The organism is Lichenicoccus sp., assembly GCF_965277665.1.
Lineage (GTDB): Bacteria > Pseudomonadota > Alphaproteobacteria > Acetobacterales > Acetobacteraceae > Lichenicoccus.
In genome coordinates this window covers 660100-676907 of the sequence record NZ_OZ255835.1, presented here as the reverse complement: position 1 = coordinate 676907, position 16808 = coordinate 660100, and the positions used below count along the sequence as shown (strand labels likewise).

General features: G+C 70.6%; 11 protein-coding genes. 7 read left to right on the top strand and 4 right to left on the bottom strand.

Annotated elements, in window-relative coordinates:
• Window positions 1-23: 23 nt before the first annotated feature.
• Window positions 24-1064, bottom strand: a complete 1041-nt coding sequence (locus ACQY4O_RS03065; RefSeq protein WP_428374769.1) for a rod shape-determining protein — start codon at window positions 1062-1064, stop codon at window positions 24-26.
• A 268-nt stretch (window positions 1065-1332) separates the two neighbouring features.
• On the opposite strand from ACQY4O_RS03065, the gene ACQY4O_RS03060 reads away from it, so the two are divergent.
• Both ACQY4O_RS03060 and ACQY4O_RS03055 read left to right on the top strand, forming a co-directional pair.
• Complete coding sequence (locus ACQY4O_RS03060) at window positions 1333-1563, top strand: hypothetical protein (protein WP_428374768.1); 231 nt, start codon at window positions 1333-1335, stop codon at window positions 1561-1563.
• Complete coding sequence (locus ACQY4O_RS03055; RefSeq protein WP_428374767.1) at window positions 1563-1934, top strand: hypothetical protein; 372 nt, start codon at window positions 1563-1565, stop codon at window positions 1932-1934. Before ACQY4O_RS03060 ends, ACQY4O_RS03055 begins: the two co-directional genes overlap by 1 nt.
• Before the next feature lie 66 nt (window positions 1935-2000).
• Here the strand turns inward: ACQY4O_RS03055 and ACQY4O_RS03050 are convergent, their stop codons facing one another.
• Window positions 2001-3575, bottom strand: a complete 1575-nt coding sequence (locus ACQY4O_RS03050) for a 2-isopropylmalate synthase (RefSeq protein ID WP_428374766.1) — start codon at window positions 3573-3575, stop codon at window positions 2001-2003.
• A gap of 594 nt (window positions 3576-4169) precedes the next feature.
• Between ACQY4O_RS03050 and ACQY4O_RS03045 the strand changes: the two genes are divergently transcribed.
• Window positions 4170-4796: a glycine zipper family protein gene (locus tag ACQY4O_RS03045; RefSeq protein WP_428374765.1), complete on the top strand. Its 627-nt coding sequence runs from the start codon at window positions 4170-4172 to the stop codon at window positions 4794-4796.
• A 33-nt stretch (window positions 4797-4829) separates the two neighbouring features.
• On the opposite strand, the gene ACQY4O_RS03040 is transcribed toward ACQY4O_RS03045, so the two are convergent.
• A complete protein-coding gene (locus ACQY4O_RS03040; protein WP_428378084.1) occupies window positions 4830-5687 on the bottom strand; it encodes an N-acetylmuramoyl-L-alanine amidase family protein in 858 nt (285 codons plus the stop codon).
• A gap of 676 nt (window positions 5688-6363) precedes the next feature.
• Between ACQY4O_RS03040 and ACQY4O_RS03035 the strand changes: the two genes are divergently transcribed.
• From ACQY4O_RS03035 to ACQY4O_RS03020, 4 genes are all read left to right on the top strand, one after another.
• Complete coding sequence (locus tag ACQY4O_RS03035) at window positions 6364-9225, top strand: Rne/Rng family ribonuclease (protein WP_428374764.1); 2862 nt, start codon at window positions 6364-6366, stop codon at window positions 9223-9225.
• 81 nt (window positions 9226-9306) lie between these two features.
• Complete coding sequence (locus tag ACQY4O_RS03030; RefSeq protein WP_428374763.1) at window positions 9307-10824, top strand: adenosine deaminase family protein; 1518 nt, start codon at window positions 9307-9309, stop codon at window positions 10822-10824.
• 98 nt (window positions 10825-10922) lie between these two features.
• Window positions 10923-11978 (top strand): IS110 family transposase, encoded by a 1056-nt coding sequence (locus tag ACQY4O_RS03025; RefSeq protein WP_428374762.1) that lies wholly within the window; start codon window positions 10923-10925, stop codon window positions 11976-11978.
• 342 nt (window positions 11979-12320) lie between these two features.
• Window positions 12321-13460: a sulfotransferase family protein gene (locus ACQY4O_RS03020; protein WP_428374761.1), complete on the top strand. Its 1140-nt coding sequence runs from the start codon at window positions 12321-12323 to the stop codon at window positions 13458-13460.
• A 3-nt stretch (window positions 13461-13463) separates the two neighbouring features.
• Here ACQY4O_RS03020 and ACQY4O_RS03015 read toward each other — a convergent pair whose 3' ends face one another.
• Window positions 13464-16739 carry a Hint domain-containing protein gene (locus ACQY4O_RS03015; protein ID WP_428374760.1) on the bottom strand — a complete coding sequence of 1092 codons (3276 nt, stop codon included), beginning with the start codon at window positions 16737-16739 and terminating at the stop codon, window positions 13464-13466.
• Window positions 16740-16808: the final 69 nt, after the last annotated feature.

Here is a 16808-nt window from a genome sequence, read left to right as displayed (position 1 = left end):
TCGCGCATGCTAGCCGGTCGGGGTCAGTACATGGTGGTCAATACGTTTCGCAGTCGCTTTATTTCCTCCAACGCCCGGCCGGTGCCGAGCACCACGCAGGAGAGCGGGTTCTCCGCCACCATGACCGGCAGTCCGGTCTCGGCGCGCAGCACCTCGTCGAGACCGTGCAGCAGCGCGCCGCCGCCGGTCAGCACGATGCCCTTGTCGACGATGTCGGCGGCGAGTTCCGGCGGCGTGTTCTCCAGCGCCACCTTGACCGCCTCGAGGATCTGGCTCACCGGCTCGGCCAGCGCGTCGGCGATCTGGCGCTGGCTGACCACCACCTCGCGCGGCACCCCGTTCATCATGCCGCGGCCCTTGACCTCGCGCATCGGCCCGTTGGTGCCATCGAGTGGCGCGTGCGCCGAGCCGAGCTCCATCTTGATGCGCTCGGCGGTGCTCTCGCCGATCAGCAGGTTCTGGGTGCGGCGGATGTAGGAGATGATCGCCTCGTCCATCTTGTCGCCACCGACGCGCACCGACCGCGCATAGACGATGCCGCCGAGCGAGATCACCGCGACCTCGGTGGTGCCGCCGCCGATATCGACGATCATGCTGCCCGACGGCTCGGTCACCGGCAGCCCGGCGCCGATGGCGGCCGCCATCGGTTCCTCGATCAGCAGCACCCGGCGGGCGCCGGCACTCTCGGCACTCTCCTGGATGGCGCGGCGCTCGACCGGGGTGGAGCCGGATGGCACGCAGACGATGATCATCGGGCTGGCGCCGCGGCGGTTATGCACCTTGCGGATGAAATGCTTGATCATCTCCTCCGCGACCTCGAAATCCGCGATCACCCCGTCGCGCAGCGGCCGGATGGCGGAGATGTTGCCCGGCGTGCGGCCGACCATCTGCTTGGCCTCCTCGCCGACCGCCAGCACCTGCTTCTTGCCGCGGATGTCGGCGATCGCCACCACCGAGGGCTCGTTCAGCACGACGCCGCGGCCCTTGACATAGACCAGCGTGTTGGCGGTGCCGAGATCGATCGCCATGTCGCGGGAAACGAAGCCGAGCAGGCGAGAGAACATCGAGCCACTCCGGAAGAGACCCGTCCCGCGGCGTAACCCTTACGCAGTCGAGACAAAAGCAGTAGTCCGAACCGCTTAGCGATCACGCCGGGATCGGGCAAGCACGCTGTGCGTCGCATCCGCCGATTGCACACGCGACGTGTCCCCTGCGGGCAGGGCGGGTCGGCAAGGAAAGCCGGCCGGAGCGGGAACCGGACGGGTCTCGGAATGTCTATAGCCTCAGGAGAGGCGCCCTCTCGCGGCGCCGAGGCAAGCGGGAGTTCGTTCGATGTCGCGTGTGACGTTGCTTGCCGCCGCAGCCGGCCTGGCGCTGGCCCTGGCGGCTTGCGATCCTTCCGATCCAGGGCAGCGCGCCGTGGGTGGCGGCCTGATCGGTGCCGGTGCCGGTGCCGGCATCGCCGGGATCGCTGGCGGCAATGCCGGGGTCGGCGCCTTGGCGGGCGGCGCCGTCGGTGCCGTCGGTGGCGCCGCCACAACACCGAACCGGGGAGGCTACTGATGAACCCAACAGCCGCGCGGCGCATGACCGGAACCGGTCTTCAGCCTGTCGCAGGTATCGGGCTGCGGCCGGCGCTGCTGGTCACGGCCCTCGCTGCGGCGCTGGCGCTCGGCGGCTGCACCGACCCGTATGATCCGGGCCAGCGGGCGGTCGGCGGTGGCCTGCTCGGCGCCGGCGGCGGCGCGCTGCTCGGCGGCCTGGCAGGCGGCGGACGCGGGGCGGCGATCGGTGCCCTGGCCGGAGGCACGATCGGCGCCGTCGGTGGTGCGGCGACGACCCCGAGGCCGCCACCGCCACCACCGCCGCCGGGCTACTACAACCAGCCGCCGCCGGGATACTACAGCCAGAGCCCGGGCTATTATAACTACTGACAGGGCTCTCCCGGCCAGTCGGCGCCGCCGATCTGGTGGCCCCCGCCAGCGGCCCCCACTATTGGCTCATGCCGGGATCGCTTCCGGCTCATGCCGCGCCCGCTTCACCAGCAACTTGTTGAGGGCGTGCAAATAGGCGCGCGTGGCGGACACCACGGTATCGGCGTCCGCACCCTGCCCGTCCACCATCTTGCCGTGTTCCTCGAGGCGCACCGTGGTCCGGGCCTGGGCGTCGGAGCCTTCGGTGATCGCCCCCACCGAATACAGCATCAGCGTCGCCTCGTGCGGGAACAGCTCCCGGATCGCGTTGAAGGCGGCATCGACCGCGCCGTTGCCGCTGCTGCTGACACTGACCCGGCGTCCGTCGATCTCGAGTTCCAGCTCGGCCTGCGCCGGACGCTTCGAACCCGCACGCAGGTCGAGCGATACGAAGCGCAGATGCGCGTGGTCGCGCCCCTCGTCATCGACCAGCGCCACGATATCCTCGTCATAGACCGTCTTCTTGTGGTCGGCGAGGGTCTTGAACCGCGCGAAGGCGTCGTTGAGCTGGTTGTCGCCGAGTTCCCCGTAGCCCAGCGCGTGCAGCTTGTCGCGGAAGGCGGCGCGGCCCGAATGCTTGCCCAGCACCAGGGACGACTTGGTCCAGCCGACGCTCTCCGGGGTCATGATCTCGTAGGTCGCGGCGTTCTTGAGCATGCCGTCCTGGTGGATGCCGCTCTCATGGGCGAAGGCGTTGCGCCCGACGATCGCCTTGTTCGGCTGCACGTCGAAACCGGTGATGGTCGCCAGCATGCGCGATACCCGCAGCAGGTTGGGCGTTTTGATGTTGTTGGAATACGGCAGCACATCCTGGCGCGTGCGCAGCGCCATGACGATTTCCTCCAGTGCCGCGTTGCCGGCCCGCTCGCCGATGCCGTTGATCGTGCACTCGATCTGGCGCACCCCGGCGGTGAGCGAGGCGATGGTGTTGGCGACCGCCAGCCCCAGGTCGTTATGGTTGTGCGCGGACAGGATCACGGTGTCGGCGCCCGGCACCCGCTCGCGCAGCATGGTGAAGATCGCAGCCATGTCCTCCGGCGTCGCGTAACCGACGGTATCGGGGATGTTGATCGTGGTCGCACCCGCGACGATCGCCGCTTCGACGCAGCGGCACAGGAAGTCGGGCTCGGTGCGGCTGCCATCCTCGGCCGACCATTCGACGTCGTCGGTGTGATTGCGTGCCGCCAGGTTGCCGCGCGTCACCCACTCCAGCACCGTCTCCGGCGCCATGCGCAGCTTGTATTTCATGTGCAGCGGCGAGGTGGAGATGAAGTTGTGGATGCGCGGGCGTGCCGCCGGACGCACCGCCTCGGCGGCGCGCGCGATGTCGTCGCGGCCGCCGGTGCGGGCCAGGCCGCAGATCACCGGGCCACGCACCGTGCGCGCGATCTCGCGGACGCTGTCGAAATCGCCCCCCGATGCGACCGGGAAGCCGGCCTCGATCACGTCGACGCCGAGCTCGGCCAGCGCCTCGGCCATCCGCACCTTCTCGGTGAGGTTCATCGAGAAGCCGGGCGACTGCTCGCCGTCGCGCAGCGTGGTGTCGAACAGGATGACGCGGTCGTCGGCGATGCGGCCGAAACTCGGATGGTCGATGCTCATGCTGGAGATCCCTGGTCACGCCGGCCCTGTCGTCCGGATCGTGATGAAGTGCTTCGCGTGGCGGCCGCTGAAAAACTCGGAAACGAGTCACCCGTAGCTCAAGGAGTAAGGGCCAGGGGCTTTGCCCCTGGACCCCATCAAAGGCAAGCCTTTGAAATCCTTTCTTTTAAAAACGGGTCTGGGGCCCCCACTGCTCCAAAACGGGGCCCCAGCGGGTCAAGGGCGGAGCCTTGCGCTTGGTTTTTCCGCAGCCTGCTAGATCAATCTGGTGGAGCAAGTTTACCGGCTCATGGTGAGCCGGTCTCGCTCTAGTCGTCCCCTGGGCGCAGCCGTGTCTGACGGCGGGTGCGCTCAGGGGCGGGTAAGTCGAAGCAGATCGCGGCCGAGCACCGTCATGGCGCAGTCCTGCGCACGAGGCGGCTGACCGGCGGAACGCAAACGCTCGGACCCGCAAACATCGGAGACATTCCGACACTTTACCATTGCCCTGCGCACGTGCAAACCCGCTTCCATTGCGAGATCGCGCTCTCGCCCCAATTCCTGGTCGCGCCAGATCCCTGATCATCCGGGAGCTGGCTTTCATGGAGCAAATCGATGCGTTCGGTTCTGGGTTCGGTTCTGGGTCCGCTGCCGCCCCTGGCCGCCACTGCCGCGCTGGGGGTGTCGCTTGCCGCCTGCACCGTGGCGCCGCCGCCCGGTCCCACCGTCATGGCGGCGCCCGGGCAGGGCAAGAGCTTCGACACCTTCCGGGCCGATGACGGGCGCTGCCGCCAGGATGCGACGGCGGCCAATAACGGTGTCACCCCGCAGCAGGGCGCCAACAGCAGCGCGATCGGCAGTGCCGCCGTCGGCACCGTGGTCGGCGCGGGCATCGGCGCGCTGCTCGGCGCTGCGGCGCATAATCCCGGGCTCGGTGCCGCCGCCGGCGCCGGCGGCGGCCTGCTGGTCGGCTCGTCGGTCGGCGGCGAGAACGCCGCTGCCTCGGCCAACTCGCTGCAGGGCAACTACGACCGGGTCTATGCCCAGTGCATGGTCGCCTCGGGCGAGAGCGTCGCACAACCGCAGATGGCCGCCGGCTACGGCGCGCCGCCGGTCGGGGCGGGGGCGCCCCCGCCGGTCATGGTGGCGCCGCCCTATCCCTACGCCTATCCGCCGCCGCCCTACGCCTACGGCCCCTATTACGGCGGCGGCTATGGCTATGGCTGGCACGGTGGCTGGTAGAGGACGGCTGGTAGAAGGGCGGCTGGCAGTCGTTCATCCCGGTAGGGCCGCACCGCCGCTGCTGAGGCGGGTAAAGCCGGCCTCGGCGAAGTAGCGGTCGATGGCGCGCGCCATGGCGCCGGCGACGCTTGCCCGGTGGCTGGCCTGGCGCAGCGCGGTCTCGTCAAGGCGGTTCGACATGAACCCCATCTCGACCAGCACGCTGGGGATGTCCGCCGCCTTGAGCACGACAAAGGCCGCATGACGGTCCGGATTGGTGAGCAGCCCGATATGCGGGCGGAAGGCGCTGACCACGCTGCGCGCCATCTGCGCCGATCCCACCCGGGTTTCCTGTCGCACCAGGCTGGCCAGGATGCGCTGCACCTCCGGCGAGGTGGTGTGGACATGCGGCCCGGCATAGCGGTCGGCGCTGTTCTCGGTCCGGGCCAGCGCCGCGGTCTGCGCGTCCGAGGCATTCTCGGACAGGGTATAGACGCTGGCGCCGCGAACCGCCGGGTCGTGCAGCGCATCGGCGTGCATGGAGACGAACAGCGCCGCCTGCCGCCCCTGGGCGATGGCGACACGGTCTTCCAGCGGAATGAAGATGTCGGTCTCGCGGCTCAGGGCCACCCGGTAGCGGCCGGTCGCCAGCAACTGCCGGCGCAGCTCGCCGGCGGCTGCCACCGCGATGTGCTTCTCGTAGGTGCCGGACACGCCGATGGCGCCGGGATCCTTGCCGCCATGGCCGGGATCGAGCATCACCAGCGGCTTCGGCGGCAACGCCCGGCCGATCACGGCCGGCCCTGCGTGAGCCGCGCCATGCGCGCGGCGATGCGCCGCGGCATGGCGCGGCGGCGCCTGGGCAGCGGCCGCTGGCGCGATCAGCGCGCCGGCCGCGGCAAGCCATCCCAGTCTCCTGCGCCCAAGTCTCCTGCGCCCAAGTCTCCTGCGCCCAAGTCTCCTGCGTCCAAGCCTTAAATACTCCACGACCTGCTCCACCGGCCTGACCTTGCGGCATTATGCGCTTTTGCAGGTCGCGTTGATAGCATTTCGCAGGCGTATCGTCCGCGGCGCCCTGGGCTGCGCCGGCAGCCTGCCACGCGATCCAGGATTGCGCCGCTTGCAGTAGCCAGGCGATTGCGTCATGCTCCTCGCTTGCGGTGGCGCGTCAAGTGCTGCCCGGCACGCTGGCCACACGCAGCGCACGCCGCCTTTCCATCGGGAACGGTCCGGCTGGCGAGACTTTGCGGCCGCGGCCGCGTCTTGCGATCCTTCCCGATGAACGGAGCGGCGCAGGGCGGCACGAGACGCCTACCCGGGCGTCGCGGCCCGCATCCCGGTGGCCCGCGCCGCGCTTCGCACAGGACCTGCATGCAAGCCGGACTTCGCCTTCACGCCGAAAAGCAGTCGCGAGCAGCGTCGGATCGCAATCCGCTGCCTGCCCCGCTCTCGGCATGGCGCCTCCACCGGCCCGATGCAGGTCATCCACCGCAATATCCTGCCGCCCCATATCCTGCTGCATCGTGCGGTCTCGCCCGGCCTCGGCCCGGCAGAGGCGCTGGTGCGGTGCATCGGAGTCCCTGCTTTAATGACCAAACGTATGCTGATCGACACGACCCACGCGGAAGAAACCCGCGTGGTCGTGCTGGACGGTAACCGCCTCGAAGATTACGACGTCGAGACATCCGCGAAGAAACAACTCAAGGGCAATATCTACCTCGCCAAGGTGATCCGGGTCGAACCGAGCCTGCAGGCGGCGTTCGTCGAATATGGCGGCAACCGCCACGGCTTCCTCGCCTTCGGCGAGATCCACCCGGACTACTACCAGATCCCGGTCGCCGACCGCGAACGCCTGCTGGCCTTGCAGGAGGAGGAGGCCCGCGCCGAGGAGGCCCGCGAGGATGCGAGCGACAGCGCCGGCGCTGACGCCGCGGATGACGGCAGAGCGGGACCAGCGTCCGACGCCTCCGGCGATGACGGCACCGACGAGGGCGCGAACGAAGCCGGCAGCCAGGCTGGCGACGCGGTCGACGCGGCGCCGTCGCGTCCGGACGAGCCGGCGCCGGAATCCATGGGCGGCGAGGAGGATGGCGGCGACGACAACCGCACCTCGCGCCAGGCGGCCCGGTTCCTGCGCCAGTACAAGATCCAGGAGGTCATCCGGCGCCGGCAGATCCTGCTGATCCAGGTCGTCAAGGAGGAGCGCGGCAACAAGGGCGCGGCGCTGACCACCTACATCTCGCTCGCGGGACGCTTCTGCGTGCTGATGCCGAACTCGCTGCGCGGCGGCGGCGTGTCGCGCAAGATCACCTCGGCGGCCGACCGCAAGCGGCTCAAGGAGATCACCAACGAGCTCGAGATCCCGCGCGGCATGGCGATGATCGTGCGCACCGCGGGCGCGCAGCGGCCACGACCCGAGATCAAGCGCGACTGCGAGTATCTGCTGCGGTTGTGGGACGACATACGCGACCAGACCCTGCGCTCGGTGGCGCCGGCGCTGATCTACGAGGAAGCCAGCCTGATCAAGCGGGCGATCCGCGACGTCTATACCCGCGACGTCGAGGAGATCGCGGTCGATGGCGAGCCGGGCTGGAAGGCGGCGCGCGAGTTCATGCGCATGCTGATGCCGGCGAACGCGCAGAAGGTGAATCTCTGGCGCGACCACGGCCAGCCGCTGTTCTCGCACTACCAGGTCGAGCACCATCTGGACGCGATGCTGCAGCCGACCGTGCAGCTCAAATCCGGCGGCTACCTGGTGATCAACCAGACCGAGGCGCTGGTCGCCATCGACGTGAACTCCGGCCGCTCGACGCGCGAGCGCGGCATCGAGGAGACGGCGCTGCGCACCAACCTGGAGGCCGCCGACGAGCTCGGCCGCCAGCTGCGCCTGCGCGACCTAGCCGGCCTGATCGTGGTCGATTTCATCGACATGGAGAGCCGCAAGCACAACGCCATGGTCGAGCGGCGGCTCAAGGATGCGCTGCGCAGCGACCGCGCCCGCATCCAGATCGGCCAGATCAGCCATTTCGGCCTGCTCGAGATGTCGCGCCAGCGGCTGCGCCCGTCCCTGGTGGAGAGCACCTTCGTGCCGTGTCCGCATTGCGCCGGGTCCGGCTTCATGCGCGGCACCGACAGCGCGGCGCTGCATGTGCTGCGCGCCATCGAGGAGGAGGGCGGGAAGCAGCGGCACGCCGAGATCCTGGTCAAGGTCGCGAGTGCCGTGGCACTCTACGTGCTGAACCACAAGCGCGTCTGGCTCGGCGAGATCGAGCGCCGGCACCGCATGGTGATCCATTTCGCGTCCGACGACAGCCTGATCCCGCCGGCGTTGAAGATCGAGGGCATGCGTCCCCAGGTGGCAGCGGCCCCGGTGCCGGCCATCGCGGTCGCCGCCGAGCGCCGGCTGCCGGCGAACGGCGTCATCTCGCACGGCACCGCCGACGACTTCGAGAGCGTCGCGGCCTTCGATGGCGAGACCGACGACGTCGCGGCCGAGCCGGACGATCTCGAGGACACTCCGGGTGCCGCCGGCGAGGCCCCAGGTTTCTCCGGCGAGGGTGGCGACAAGGAGCGCCGGCGCAAGCGCCGCCGTCGCAGCCGGCGTGGCGGCCGTCGCGACGACGCAGCCGAGCCATCGCCCCCGGTCGCGACGCAGGATGCGGAACAGCCGGACCTGCGGGGCGACGTCCCGGAGTTCGTGCCCGACCTGTTGCCGGCACAGGATGGCGAGATTGCTGCTACCGCCGGAACCGGCCCGGATGCCGGCGCGCAGGCGCATGGCGGCGAGCCGGCACCGCGCAAGCGCAGCCGCCGCGGTGGCCGCAATCGCCGGCCCGCCGGCCCGTCGAATGCGGATGCGGGCAATGCAGCCCAGTCGGGCGCAATACAGTCGGGCGCAACACAGTCGGGCCGGGTCGGTGCCGGTGGCTTGCTGCCCTATGGGGGAGCCACCCCGGCCGATCCGTTCGGCGGCGCATACGACATCTTCGACGTGATCGACCAGGATGTGGCGCAGCCGGCGCCGCGCGCAGCCGCCGAGCCGGAGCCGTTGGCACCGGAACCGGCCCCACTGCCGGCAGTCACGGCTCGGACGGTGCCGGACGCCGGGATGGTCCTGATCGCAGCCGAGCCGGAGGTCGCGGCCGATGCGGCGCCCGATGCCGCTCCGGCGAAGCCGAAGCGCAAGCGGGCCACGAAGGCCGCGACAGCCGAGGCTACCGAGGCGAAGACGAAGCCGGCGCCGCGCGCGCGGGCCGCGGCCAAGTCGAGTGCCACACCGCGGGCAAGACCGAGCAAGGCGAAACCGGCCACGGGCGCGGTGCCGGGGAGTGTCGCCGATCCCCCGGCCGACGCGCCGGAACCGGAGCGTCCGGCCAATCTCATCCAGCCGATCCTGGTCGGCGCGACCGACGCCCCGGTCATGCGCCGCACCGGCTGGTGGAAGCGCTGACTTCCTGATCCGGCCCCCTCCGGTGCGATCGCCGGAGGGGAGCTGGTTGCGACGCGCGAACGGCTCCTCCACCATCGCCCGATGATCCGTGCCGTCGTCGTCTGTCTGCTGCTGCTCACCGGCCGGCCTGCCGCCGCCGCCGAGGATGCCGGGCCGCATGCGAGCCGCCTGTTCGACAGCCTGGCCCGCCAGCCGGCGCGCCTGCGCATGCTGCTGCGCGAGATGCCGAAAGGGGCGGACCTGCACAACCATCTTGCAGGGGCGATCTATGCCGAGAGCTATCTCGGCTGGGCGCGCCAGGGCGGCCTCTGCCTCGATCCGGCGACACATGCCCTGGGCGGCGCCCCCTGCCGGCCGCCGATGGTGCCGGCCGCCGATGCGCTGGCGCAGGTGCCGGGCCTGAACGACAGCGAGATCGATGCGCTGTCCATGCGCGACTTCGCGGCGAGCCCCTCGGACCGGTCCGGGCACGACCATTTCTTCAGCACGTTCGGCAAGTTCGACGCCGCCGGCCGCGGGCGCGCCGGCGAGATGCTGGCCGAGGCGGCGAACCGTGCGGCCGCCGACCATGTGCTGTATCTCGAGATCATGCACTATCCGCTGATGCGCGAATCCGCGGCGCTCGGCCTCGCGCATCCCTGGCACGGCGAGGATTTCGCGCACGACCTGGACGAGATCCGGCCCGGCCTGCCGACCCTGGTGCGCGAGGCGCGCATCCGCACCGGCGAGGCCGAGGCGCGCATGCGCGCGGTGCTGCATTGTGGCACGCGGCAGGCGCAACCCGGCTGCACCGTGCGCATCCGCTACCTGACCCAGGTGCTGCGCGCCATGCCGCCACCGGCGGTGTTCGCGCAGATGGCCTACAGCTACGCGCTGGTGACAGGCGATCCGCGCTTCCTCGGCGTCAACATCGTCGAGCCCGAGGACGACCCGGTGGCGCTGCGCGACTACGACCTGCACATGCGCGCCTTCCGCTATCTCAGCTCGGTGTATCCGTCGGTGCCGCTGACCCTGCATGCGGGCGAACTCACCGAAGGGCTGGTGCCGACCGCCGACCTGCAGTTCCACATCCGCCACGCCGTCGAGATCGCGGGAGCGAAGCGCATCGGCCACGGCGTCGACATCACCTACGAGGACGACGCGCCCGGCCTGCTCGCCGAGATGGCGCAACGGCATGTCGCCGTCGAGATCAACCTGACCAGCAACGCGCAGATCCTCGGCGTCAGCGGCGACGAGCATCCGTTCGAGGCCTATCGCGCCGCCGGCGTGCCCATGGCGCTGTCCACCGACGACGAGGGGGTCGAGCGGATCGACCTCACGCACGAATATCTGCGCGCCGCGACCACGTACCATCTGCACTACGGGGACCTGAAGCAGCTCTCGCGCAATTCGCTGACGTACTCGTTCCTGCCTGGGGCCAGCCTGTGGAACATTGCGGACGGTCGCCTGAACGGCGCCTGCGCCGGCACCGTGCCGGGCATGGCGGCCAAGGGAGGCTGCGCCGACTTCCTGGCGCATGACGAAAAGGCGCGGGTGCAATGGCAGCTCGAGGCCGCCTTCACCCACTTCGAGCAGACTCTGCTGCGGCAGCGGTTCTGAGGGCCTGTTTGCAAACTGATGCGGTGGACGGCTCCTGTGCGGCATCGATGTGCCAGGCTCGTAGCTGTTGAGGCAACGGGCAAAAGGAGCCGTCCACCATGGAGATTACCACGATCGGTCTGGACATCGCCAAGCGCGTGTTCCAGGCACACGGCGTTGACGCGTCCGGCCAGGCGGTGCTGCGCCGCAAGCTACAGCGGGCGGAAGTGCTGGCGTTCTTCAAGAGCCTGAAGCCGTGCCTGGTCGGCATCGAGGCGTGCGGCACGGCGCATTATTGGGCACGGGAGATCAAGGCGCTGGGCCACGAGGTGCGGCTGATGCCGGCGAGCTACGTCAAGCCCCCAAGCTACGTCAAGCCCTACGTCAAGCGCGGCAAGACGGACGCAGCCGACGCGGAAGCAATCTGCGAGGCCGTCACCCGGCCGACCATGCGTTTCGTGCCGGTCAAATCGGCCGAACAACAGGCCGTGCTGATGCTGCACCGGACGCGCGAGCTGCTGGTGCGGCAGCGAACCATGCTGGTGAACGCGTTGCGCGGGCATATGGCCGAGCTCGGCGTGATCGCTCCCCAAGGGATCAGCCGCGTGGCGGACCTGGTCGCCGTGCTCATGGGGGAGAACACGGCGAGCGTGCCGACGCTGGCCCGCCACGCCCTGCGTGGGCTGGCCGCGGAGTTGGAAGCAGTGGGCATCCGGGTAAAGGAAATCGAGGCGGCAATCCTGGCCTGGCACAAAGACAACGAGGTCAGCCGCCGGCTTGCGACCATTCCCGGCGTGGGGCCGATCACCGCTTCCGCCATCGTGGCCACCGTCACCGATCCCACCCAGTTCCACTCCGCCCGTCAGTTTGCCGCCTGGATCGGGCTGGTGCCCAAGCAGAACAGCAGTGGCGGCAAGCAACGCCAAGGCGGCATTTCCAAGCAGGGCGATCGAACCCTGCGGCGGTTGCTTGTGCTCGGTGCAACGGCGGTAATCCGCCACGCCCGAACCAAGAGCACACCGGAGGTGGCCTGGCTGAAGGGTGTGCTGGAGCGTCGCCCGGCACGGCTCGCATCCGTGGCGCAGGCTAACAAAACGGCGCGCATCGTTTGGGCGCTGCTGGCCCGGGGCGGAAGCTATTGCACGCCGGCAGCAGCTACACCGGCCGTGGTTTGACGGCGTAACAGGATCCCTGCCGGCCAACGCCGCGGCTGGCAGGGTGTGAGGGCAGCAACGACGTGATGGCAAACCGGTCGAACCCGGGGCTTGGCAGAACCCGTTTAGAGTCTTGCGCCTCCGAGCGCGCGAAACTGATTGGGAGCCAGGCCGCGAACTGCATCAAGGCCAGCGGTCATGGGCCGCGCAAACAGGCCGGACACATGACCGCACCCGACCGCGGCGCCGAAGTCAAATTGCCCTTGCGTCAAGGGAGCCGTCCACACAAGGCTCTGAGCTCCCCGCGGAACACTCAAAGATGAGGCTTTAGAACTGGATGCAGCCGCCGGCGTAGAGCTGGCCATGCAGCTTCCGAAACACTCGTCGCGTGGCCGCGGTCGGGCGCACCGCGTGTTCCACCCGCTCTGCGGCGCCACCCTGCCCACCCTGGCGCGGCTGCTGGTGCGCGGCGGCGTTGCACCGCAACGCCTGCATGTGGCGGCGCTCGCGGTGGCGATGGCCGGGCTGCGGCTGCCCTTCACCGTCGGTGAAGCGGCAGTCACGGCGTTGCACCACCAGGACGACGGCCTGCCGGCGCCGGTGTTCATCGTCGGCCACTGGCGCTCCGGCACCACCCATCTCGCCAACCTGCTCAGCCGCTCGCCGGCCTTCGGCATCCTGTCGCCGATGGCAGTCGGCCTGCCGGCGGAGGCGCTCGGGCTGGCCCGCATCGCACGCCCGTTCGTCGAGCAGTTCTTTCCGCGCAACCGGCTGATCGACGCGGTGGCGCTCGCCGCGGACCTGCCGCAGGAGGACGAGCTGGCGATGGCCAACCTCTCCACCCTGTCCTGCAACCACGGGATCTATTTTCCGCATCGCCTGCGCGAGGCGTTCGATCGCGGCGTGTTCCTCGACGCGGTGGGCGCGCCGGAACTGCGACGCTGGATCGCCAGCCTGCGCGGCTATGTCGGCAAGATGACACGCGCCGCCGGGCGGCCGCTGCTGATACGCAATCCCGCCAACAGCGCCCGCATCCCGCTGCTGCGGGCGATCTGGCCGGAGGCGCGCTTCATCCATATCCACCGCCATCCGGCCGAGGTGTACGCGTCCTCGGTGCGCATGTTCTCGACGCTGGTGCGCGAGCTGTCACTCGGCAGACCCGACGCCAACATCGAGGCCCTGGTGCGGCACGTCTATCCGCGGCTGATGACCCGGCTGCTGCGCGATACGGCGGCGCTGCCGGCCGGCCGGTTCGCCGAGGTCGGCTACGACGCGCTGCGCCGGCAGCCGCTCGCGGTGCTCGAACGCATCCACGCCGTCCTGGAGCTGCCCGGCTACGACGCAGCCCGCATCGGCTTCTCCGACTATCTCGACGAGGTCAGGGACTATGCGCCGCGCACGCGGCGACCCGACCCGACTTCCTGGCCCGCCGGCGAGCATGCCGAGATCTTCCGCAGCCTGGGCTACGCGCTGCCCGACGACGCCCCGGCGCTCGCGGCCTGACTTCTATCCGAAGCGCTGCAGGGGCAGCGTCGTGGTCTCCCCGGTGATCGCCGCGTGCAGGGCCCGGGCCACGCTCTCCGCGCCATGGCTGGACCGGATCAGCGACACGCCGGCCGCCGCGATGGCGCGGTTGGCGCCGGCGTTCTCATGCAGCCGCACGATGCGGTCGGCCAGGGCCTCCGGCGAGCCGGCGACCAGCGGCTGCAGATCCGATCCCAGCTCGATCCCTTCGGCCGCCACCGGCGTCATGACGCAGGGCAGCCCGGCGGCGAAGCTCTCCAGCACCTTGCTCTTCACCCCCGCCCCGAAACGCAAGGGCGCCACGGTCAGGCGGACCCTGTCATAGACGATCCGCAGATCCGCCACCTCGCCGAGCACCGCGACACCCGGGCGCGCCAGCGCGCGCACGGCATCGGGCATCGCCCGGCCGGCGAGCAGGCATTCCAGCCCCGGGCAACGCTGCCAGACCAGTTGCATCACGGTGCCGACAAGCCAGATCGCCGCATCCACGTTGGGCGCGTGGTCGAAACAGCCGATGAACGCCACGCCGCTGCGCCTGCCGAAGGCTGGGCGCGAGGGTTGCGCCGTCATCGACCAGGGGATGCGATGCACCGCGGCACCCGGCACCAGGCGACGCAGCATGGCCGCTTCCACATGCGAATGGGTGAGCACCGCGTCGGCCGCCGCCGCGGCGGCGGCTTCCATCGAGCGCACCCTGGCGCTGGCGGCGCGCAGCGCCTGGTCGTCCTGCAGCTCGGCCTGGCGCGCCAGCCGCAGATGGTGCAGGTCGGCCACGCTGTAGAGCAGCCTGGCCTGCGGGGCGTAGCGCCGTACCAGGTGGCTGTAGCGCGCCGCCGTCTCGCCGCGGTGCAGATACACCACGTCGAAGCAGCCCGACTGGCGGCGCAGCACCTCCTCGACGGAGGCGTAGAATGGCAGCCTGAGCAGCGTGACGCCGGCCGCGTCGAGCGCGGACGCGCCTGCCGCCATCGCATCCGCCGCCGCGAAGCTCACCGCATGGCCGAGACGCTGCAGCGCCGCGATATGCGACAGGATGGCGTTGTCTCCCCCGCTATGGCCCGTCTGCGGCAGCGCGCTGTCCACGACCAGGGTCCTGCAGGGCGCATCGGCGGCCGCGCGGCCCCATCGCCGGCGATGCCGCCGGGCCGCCTCGCGCGGGCCCCGGTCGGCATCACGGTCGGCCCGGTCCTGCTGCAGGCGTTCGGCCTGGCAACGGAGGAAGGCGAGTGCCTGCTCCTGCTGCTCGCCGGGGGCCAGCGCCGCCACCGCGGCGGCCACCGCCGCTTCCAGCCCGGCCCCGAAGGCTCCGGCCGGCTCGATCAGCAGCGGCGCGCCCGGCAGCCGGGCGCCGTCGCTGTCGCGCCGGATGTCGAGCACATGGCGCAGCAAGGGCGACAGGCCGCCGGGGATCAGCAGGTCGAAGCCGTGCCGCCCGGTGCCGATGCCCGCCATCGCGAGGTCGCCGCGCGGCTCGTTCGCCAATACGCACGCCAGCGGGATGCCGTTATCCAGGACCTGCAGCGCGACCGGGGCGTCGCTGCCCGGCGCATACGCCCAGCCGGTCAGCCGCTCCCGCGTGCACAGGTCCAGCATGCCGCGCATCTCCGCCGCCCCGCAGGCCGGCACGGCGCGAAGCTCAGGCATGATCTGCGCCTCGCGCACCCATCCGTTGCCGTCCAGCGGCATCCCGTCGGAGGCACGTTCCACCGTGATCACATGCCGCAGCGCTGCGGACAGCCCTCCCGATACCGGCAGGCTGAAGCCATACCGGCCGTCGCCGCCGCGCGCCTCGAGCAGGTCGAGCCGGAAGCTGTCGGCGATGATCTCGCCCAGGATCGCGCCGTTGTCGCGCACCCGCAGCCGGATCCGCCGCCCCGGCGCCGCAAGGTTGCGCGCCCAGCCGGTGATCCGGTCCGCGTCCACCGCATCCAGCCGGCCCTCCATCGCCTCGGCGGGCATGGTCTGGCCGGCCAGCCGGCGGCGCAACGCGTCGAGCCCCGGCCCCTGCTCCAGCCGCGGCAAGCAGGCGCCGCCTCGCCCAACCGGCGCGTCGGGATAGCGCGCGGCGTAGTCGGCCGCGTTGCGGAACATGCCGCGGCTGTCGTCGTCGACGAAGCTCTCCGACGCCGCACCCTCGGCCAGGATCACGTCGTGGCTGTCCAGCTCGACATGCACATAGTCGACCCGCGGCAAGCGGCGTTCCTGCACGATCGTGCTGTCGTCGATGAGGCAGCGCGCCGGCACCAGCACGCCGTCGAGGCCCATCGCGTGCTCGGGCGAGACCAGCAGGTCGCGGCGCGGCAGGCCGCAGCCGAGCGAGCCGGCACGCAGGCGGATCGGCTGCACGCCCGGATTGGCGGCCAGGAACCGCCCGGCATAGGCACGCCGGCCGATCCACTTGACCGGGCGATGCGCGCCGGACGCGGTGACAAGCAGGTCGCCGATCGCCAGCTGCTCGACCGGCCGCTCGCCAACGGCAGTCAGGATCAGCGTGCCGGTGACGTAGCAGGCAATATCGGGCGAGATCACCAGGCTGCCGTCGCCGCTCCGCGCGCCCGCTGTCGTTTTGCCGGCGTCCGCGGTGCCGGCATCGAACGACGTGCCGCCGGTGCCGCCGGTCTGATACCCCCCAACGCCGCCGGTATAGCCGCCGCCGCCGCCGCCGCCGCCATAGTAGCCGCCGCCGCCGTAGTAGCCGCCGCCGCCGGTGTTGACGTAGCCGCCGCCGCCGCCGCCGCCGAAGCCGCCCGAGCTGGCACCCGCACCTCCGGCGAAACGGCCCGTCAGGCTCGCGCCGCCGTAGCCTTCGCCGGGACCGGCCCCTGTGCTGCCGGCGCCCCTGACCCCCGCGCCACTGCCGCCGGAACCTTGACCCGGCGGGAAAGCGCCTCCGGCGCCAGTACCGTCAGCGCCGACCATGCCTGGGCCGCCAGATCTGCCTTTGCCGTAGCCGCCGCCGCCGCCGCCTGCGACCAGTAGCGGTGCGTAGGCACTGCCACCTGTGCTCGCGAACACGAAGGTGCCCCCACCGCCGCCACCACCGGCATACTCCGCGTTGGCACGCGCACCGCGGCCGCCGATGACGATCTCCAGCGTCTCGCCCGCGGTCAGGCTGAAGGTCCCATCCGCCTCGGCGCCGAGACCGCCGGCGCCGTGCTCATTCTGGCCTCCCTGCGCGCCGAAGGCGGCGATGTCGTAGAGGCCCGTCGCCGCCACCGTCACGAAGACCGGCGCGCCTGAAAAGCTGTAGGTGCCCACCTGGAAATCCTTTGCGCGCCGGAGAAGCCGAGATCACGTACCCTCACCTGCTCGCACGCGACGGAGCTG

Coding starts and splice junctions, on each gene's coding strand:
- ACQY4O_RS03065 (WP_428374769.1), bottom strand. CDS start 1,064: ATGTTCTCTCGCCTGCTCGGCTTCGTTTCCCGCGACATGGCGATCGAT.
- ACQY4O_RS03055 (WP_428374767.1), top strand. CDS start 1,563: ATGAACCCAACAGCCGCGCGGCGCATGACCGGAACCGGTCTTCAGCCT.
- ACQY4O_RS03025 (WP_428374762.1), top strand. CDS start 10,923: ATGGAGATTACCACGATCGGTCTGGACATCGCCAAGCGCGTGTTCCAG.
- ACQY4O_RS03050 (WP_428374766.1), bottom strand. CDS start 3,575: ATGAGCATCGACCATCCGAGTTTCGGCCGCATCGCCGACGACCGCGTC.
- ACQY4O_RS03020 (WP_428374761.1), top strand. CDS start 12,321: ATGCAGCTTCCGAAACACTCGTCGCGTGGCCGCGGTCGGGCGCACCGC.
- ACQY4O_RS03035 (WP_428374764.1), top strand. CDS start 6,364: ATGACCAAACGTATGCTGATCGACACGACCCACGCGGAAGAAACCCGC.
- ACQY4O_RS03060 (WP_428374768.1), top strand. CDS start 1,333: ATGTCGCGTGTGACGTTGCTTGCCGCCGCAGCCGGCCTGGCGCTGGCC.
- ACQY4O_RS03030 (WP_428374763.1), top strand. CDS start 9,307: ATGATCCGTGCCGTCGTCGTCTGTCTGCTGCTGCTCACCGGCCGGCCT.
- ACQY4O_RS03045 (WP_428374765.1), top strand. CDS start 4,170: ATGCGTTCGGTTCTGGGTTCGGTTCTGGGTCCGCTGCCGCCCCTGGCC.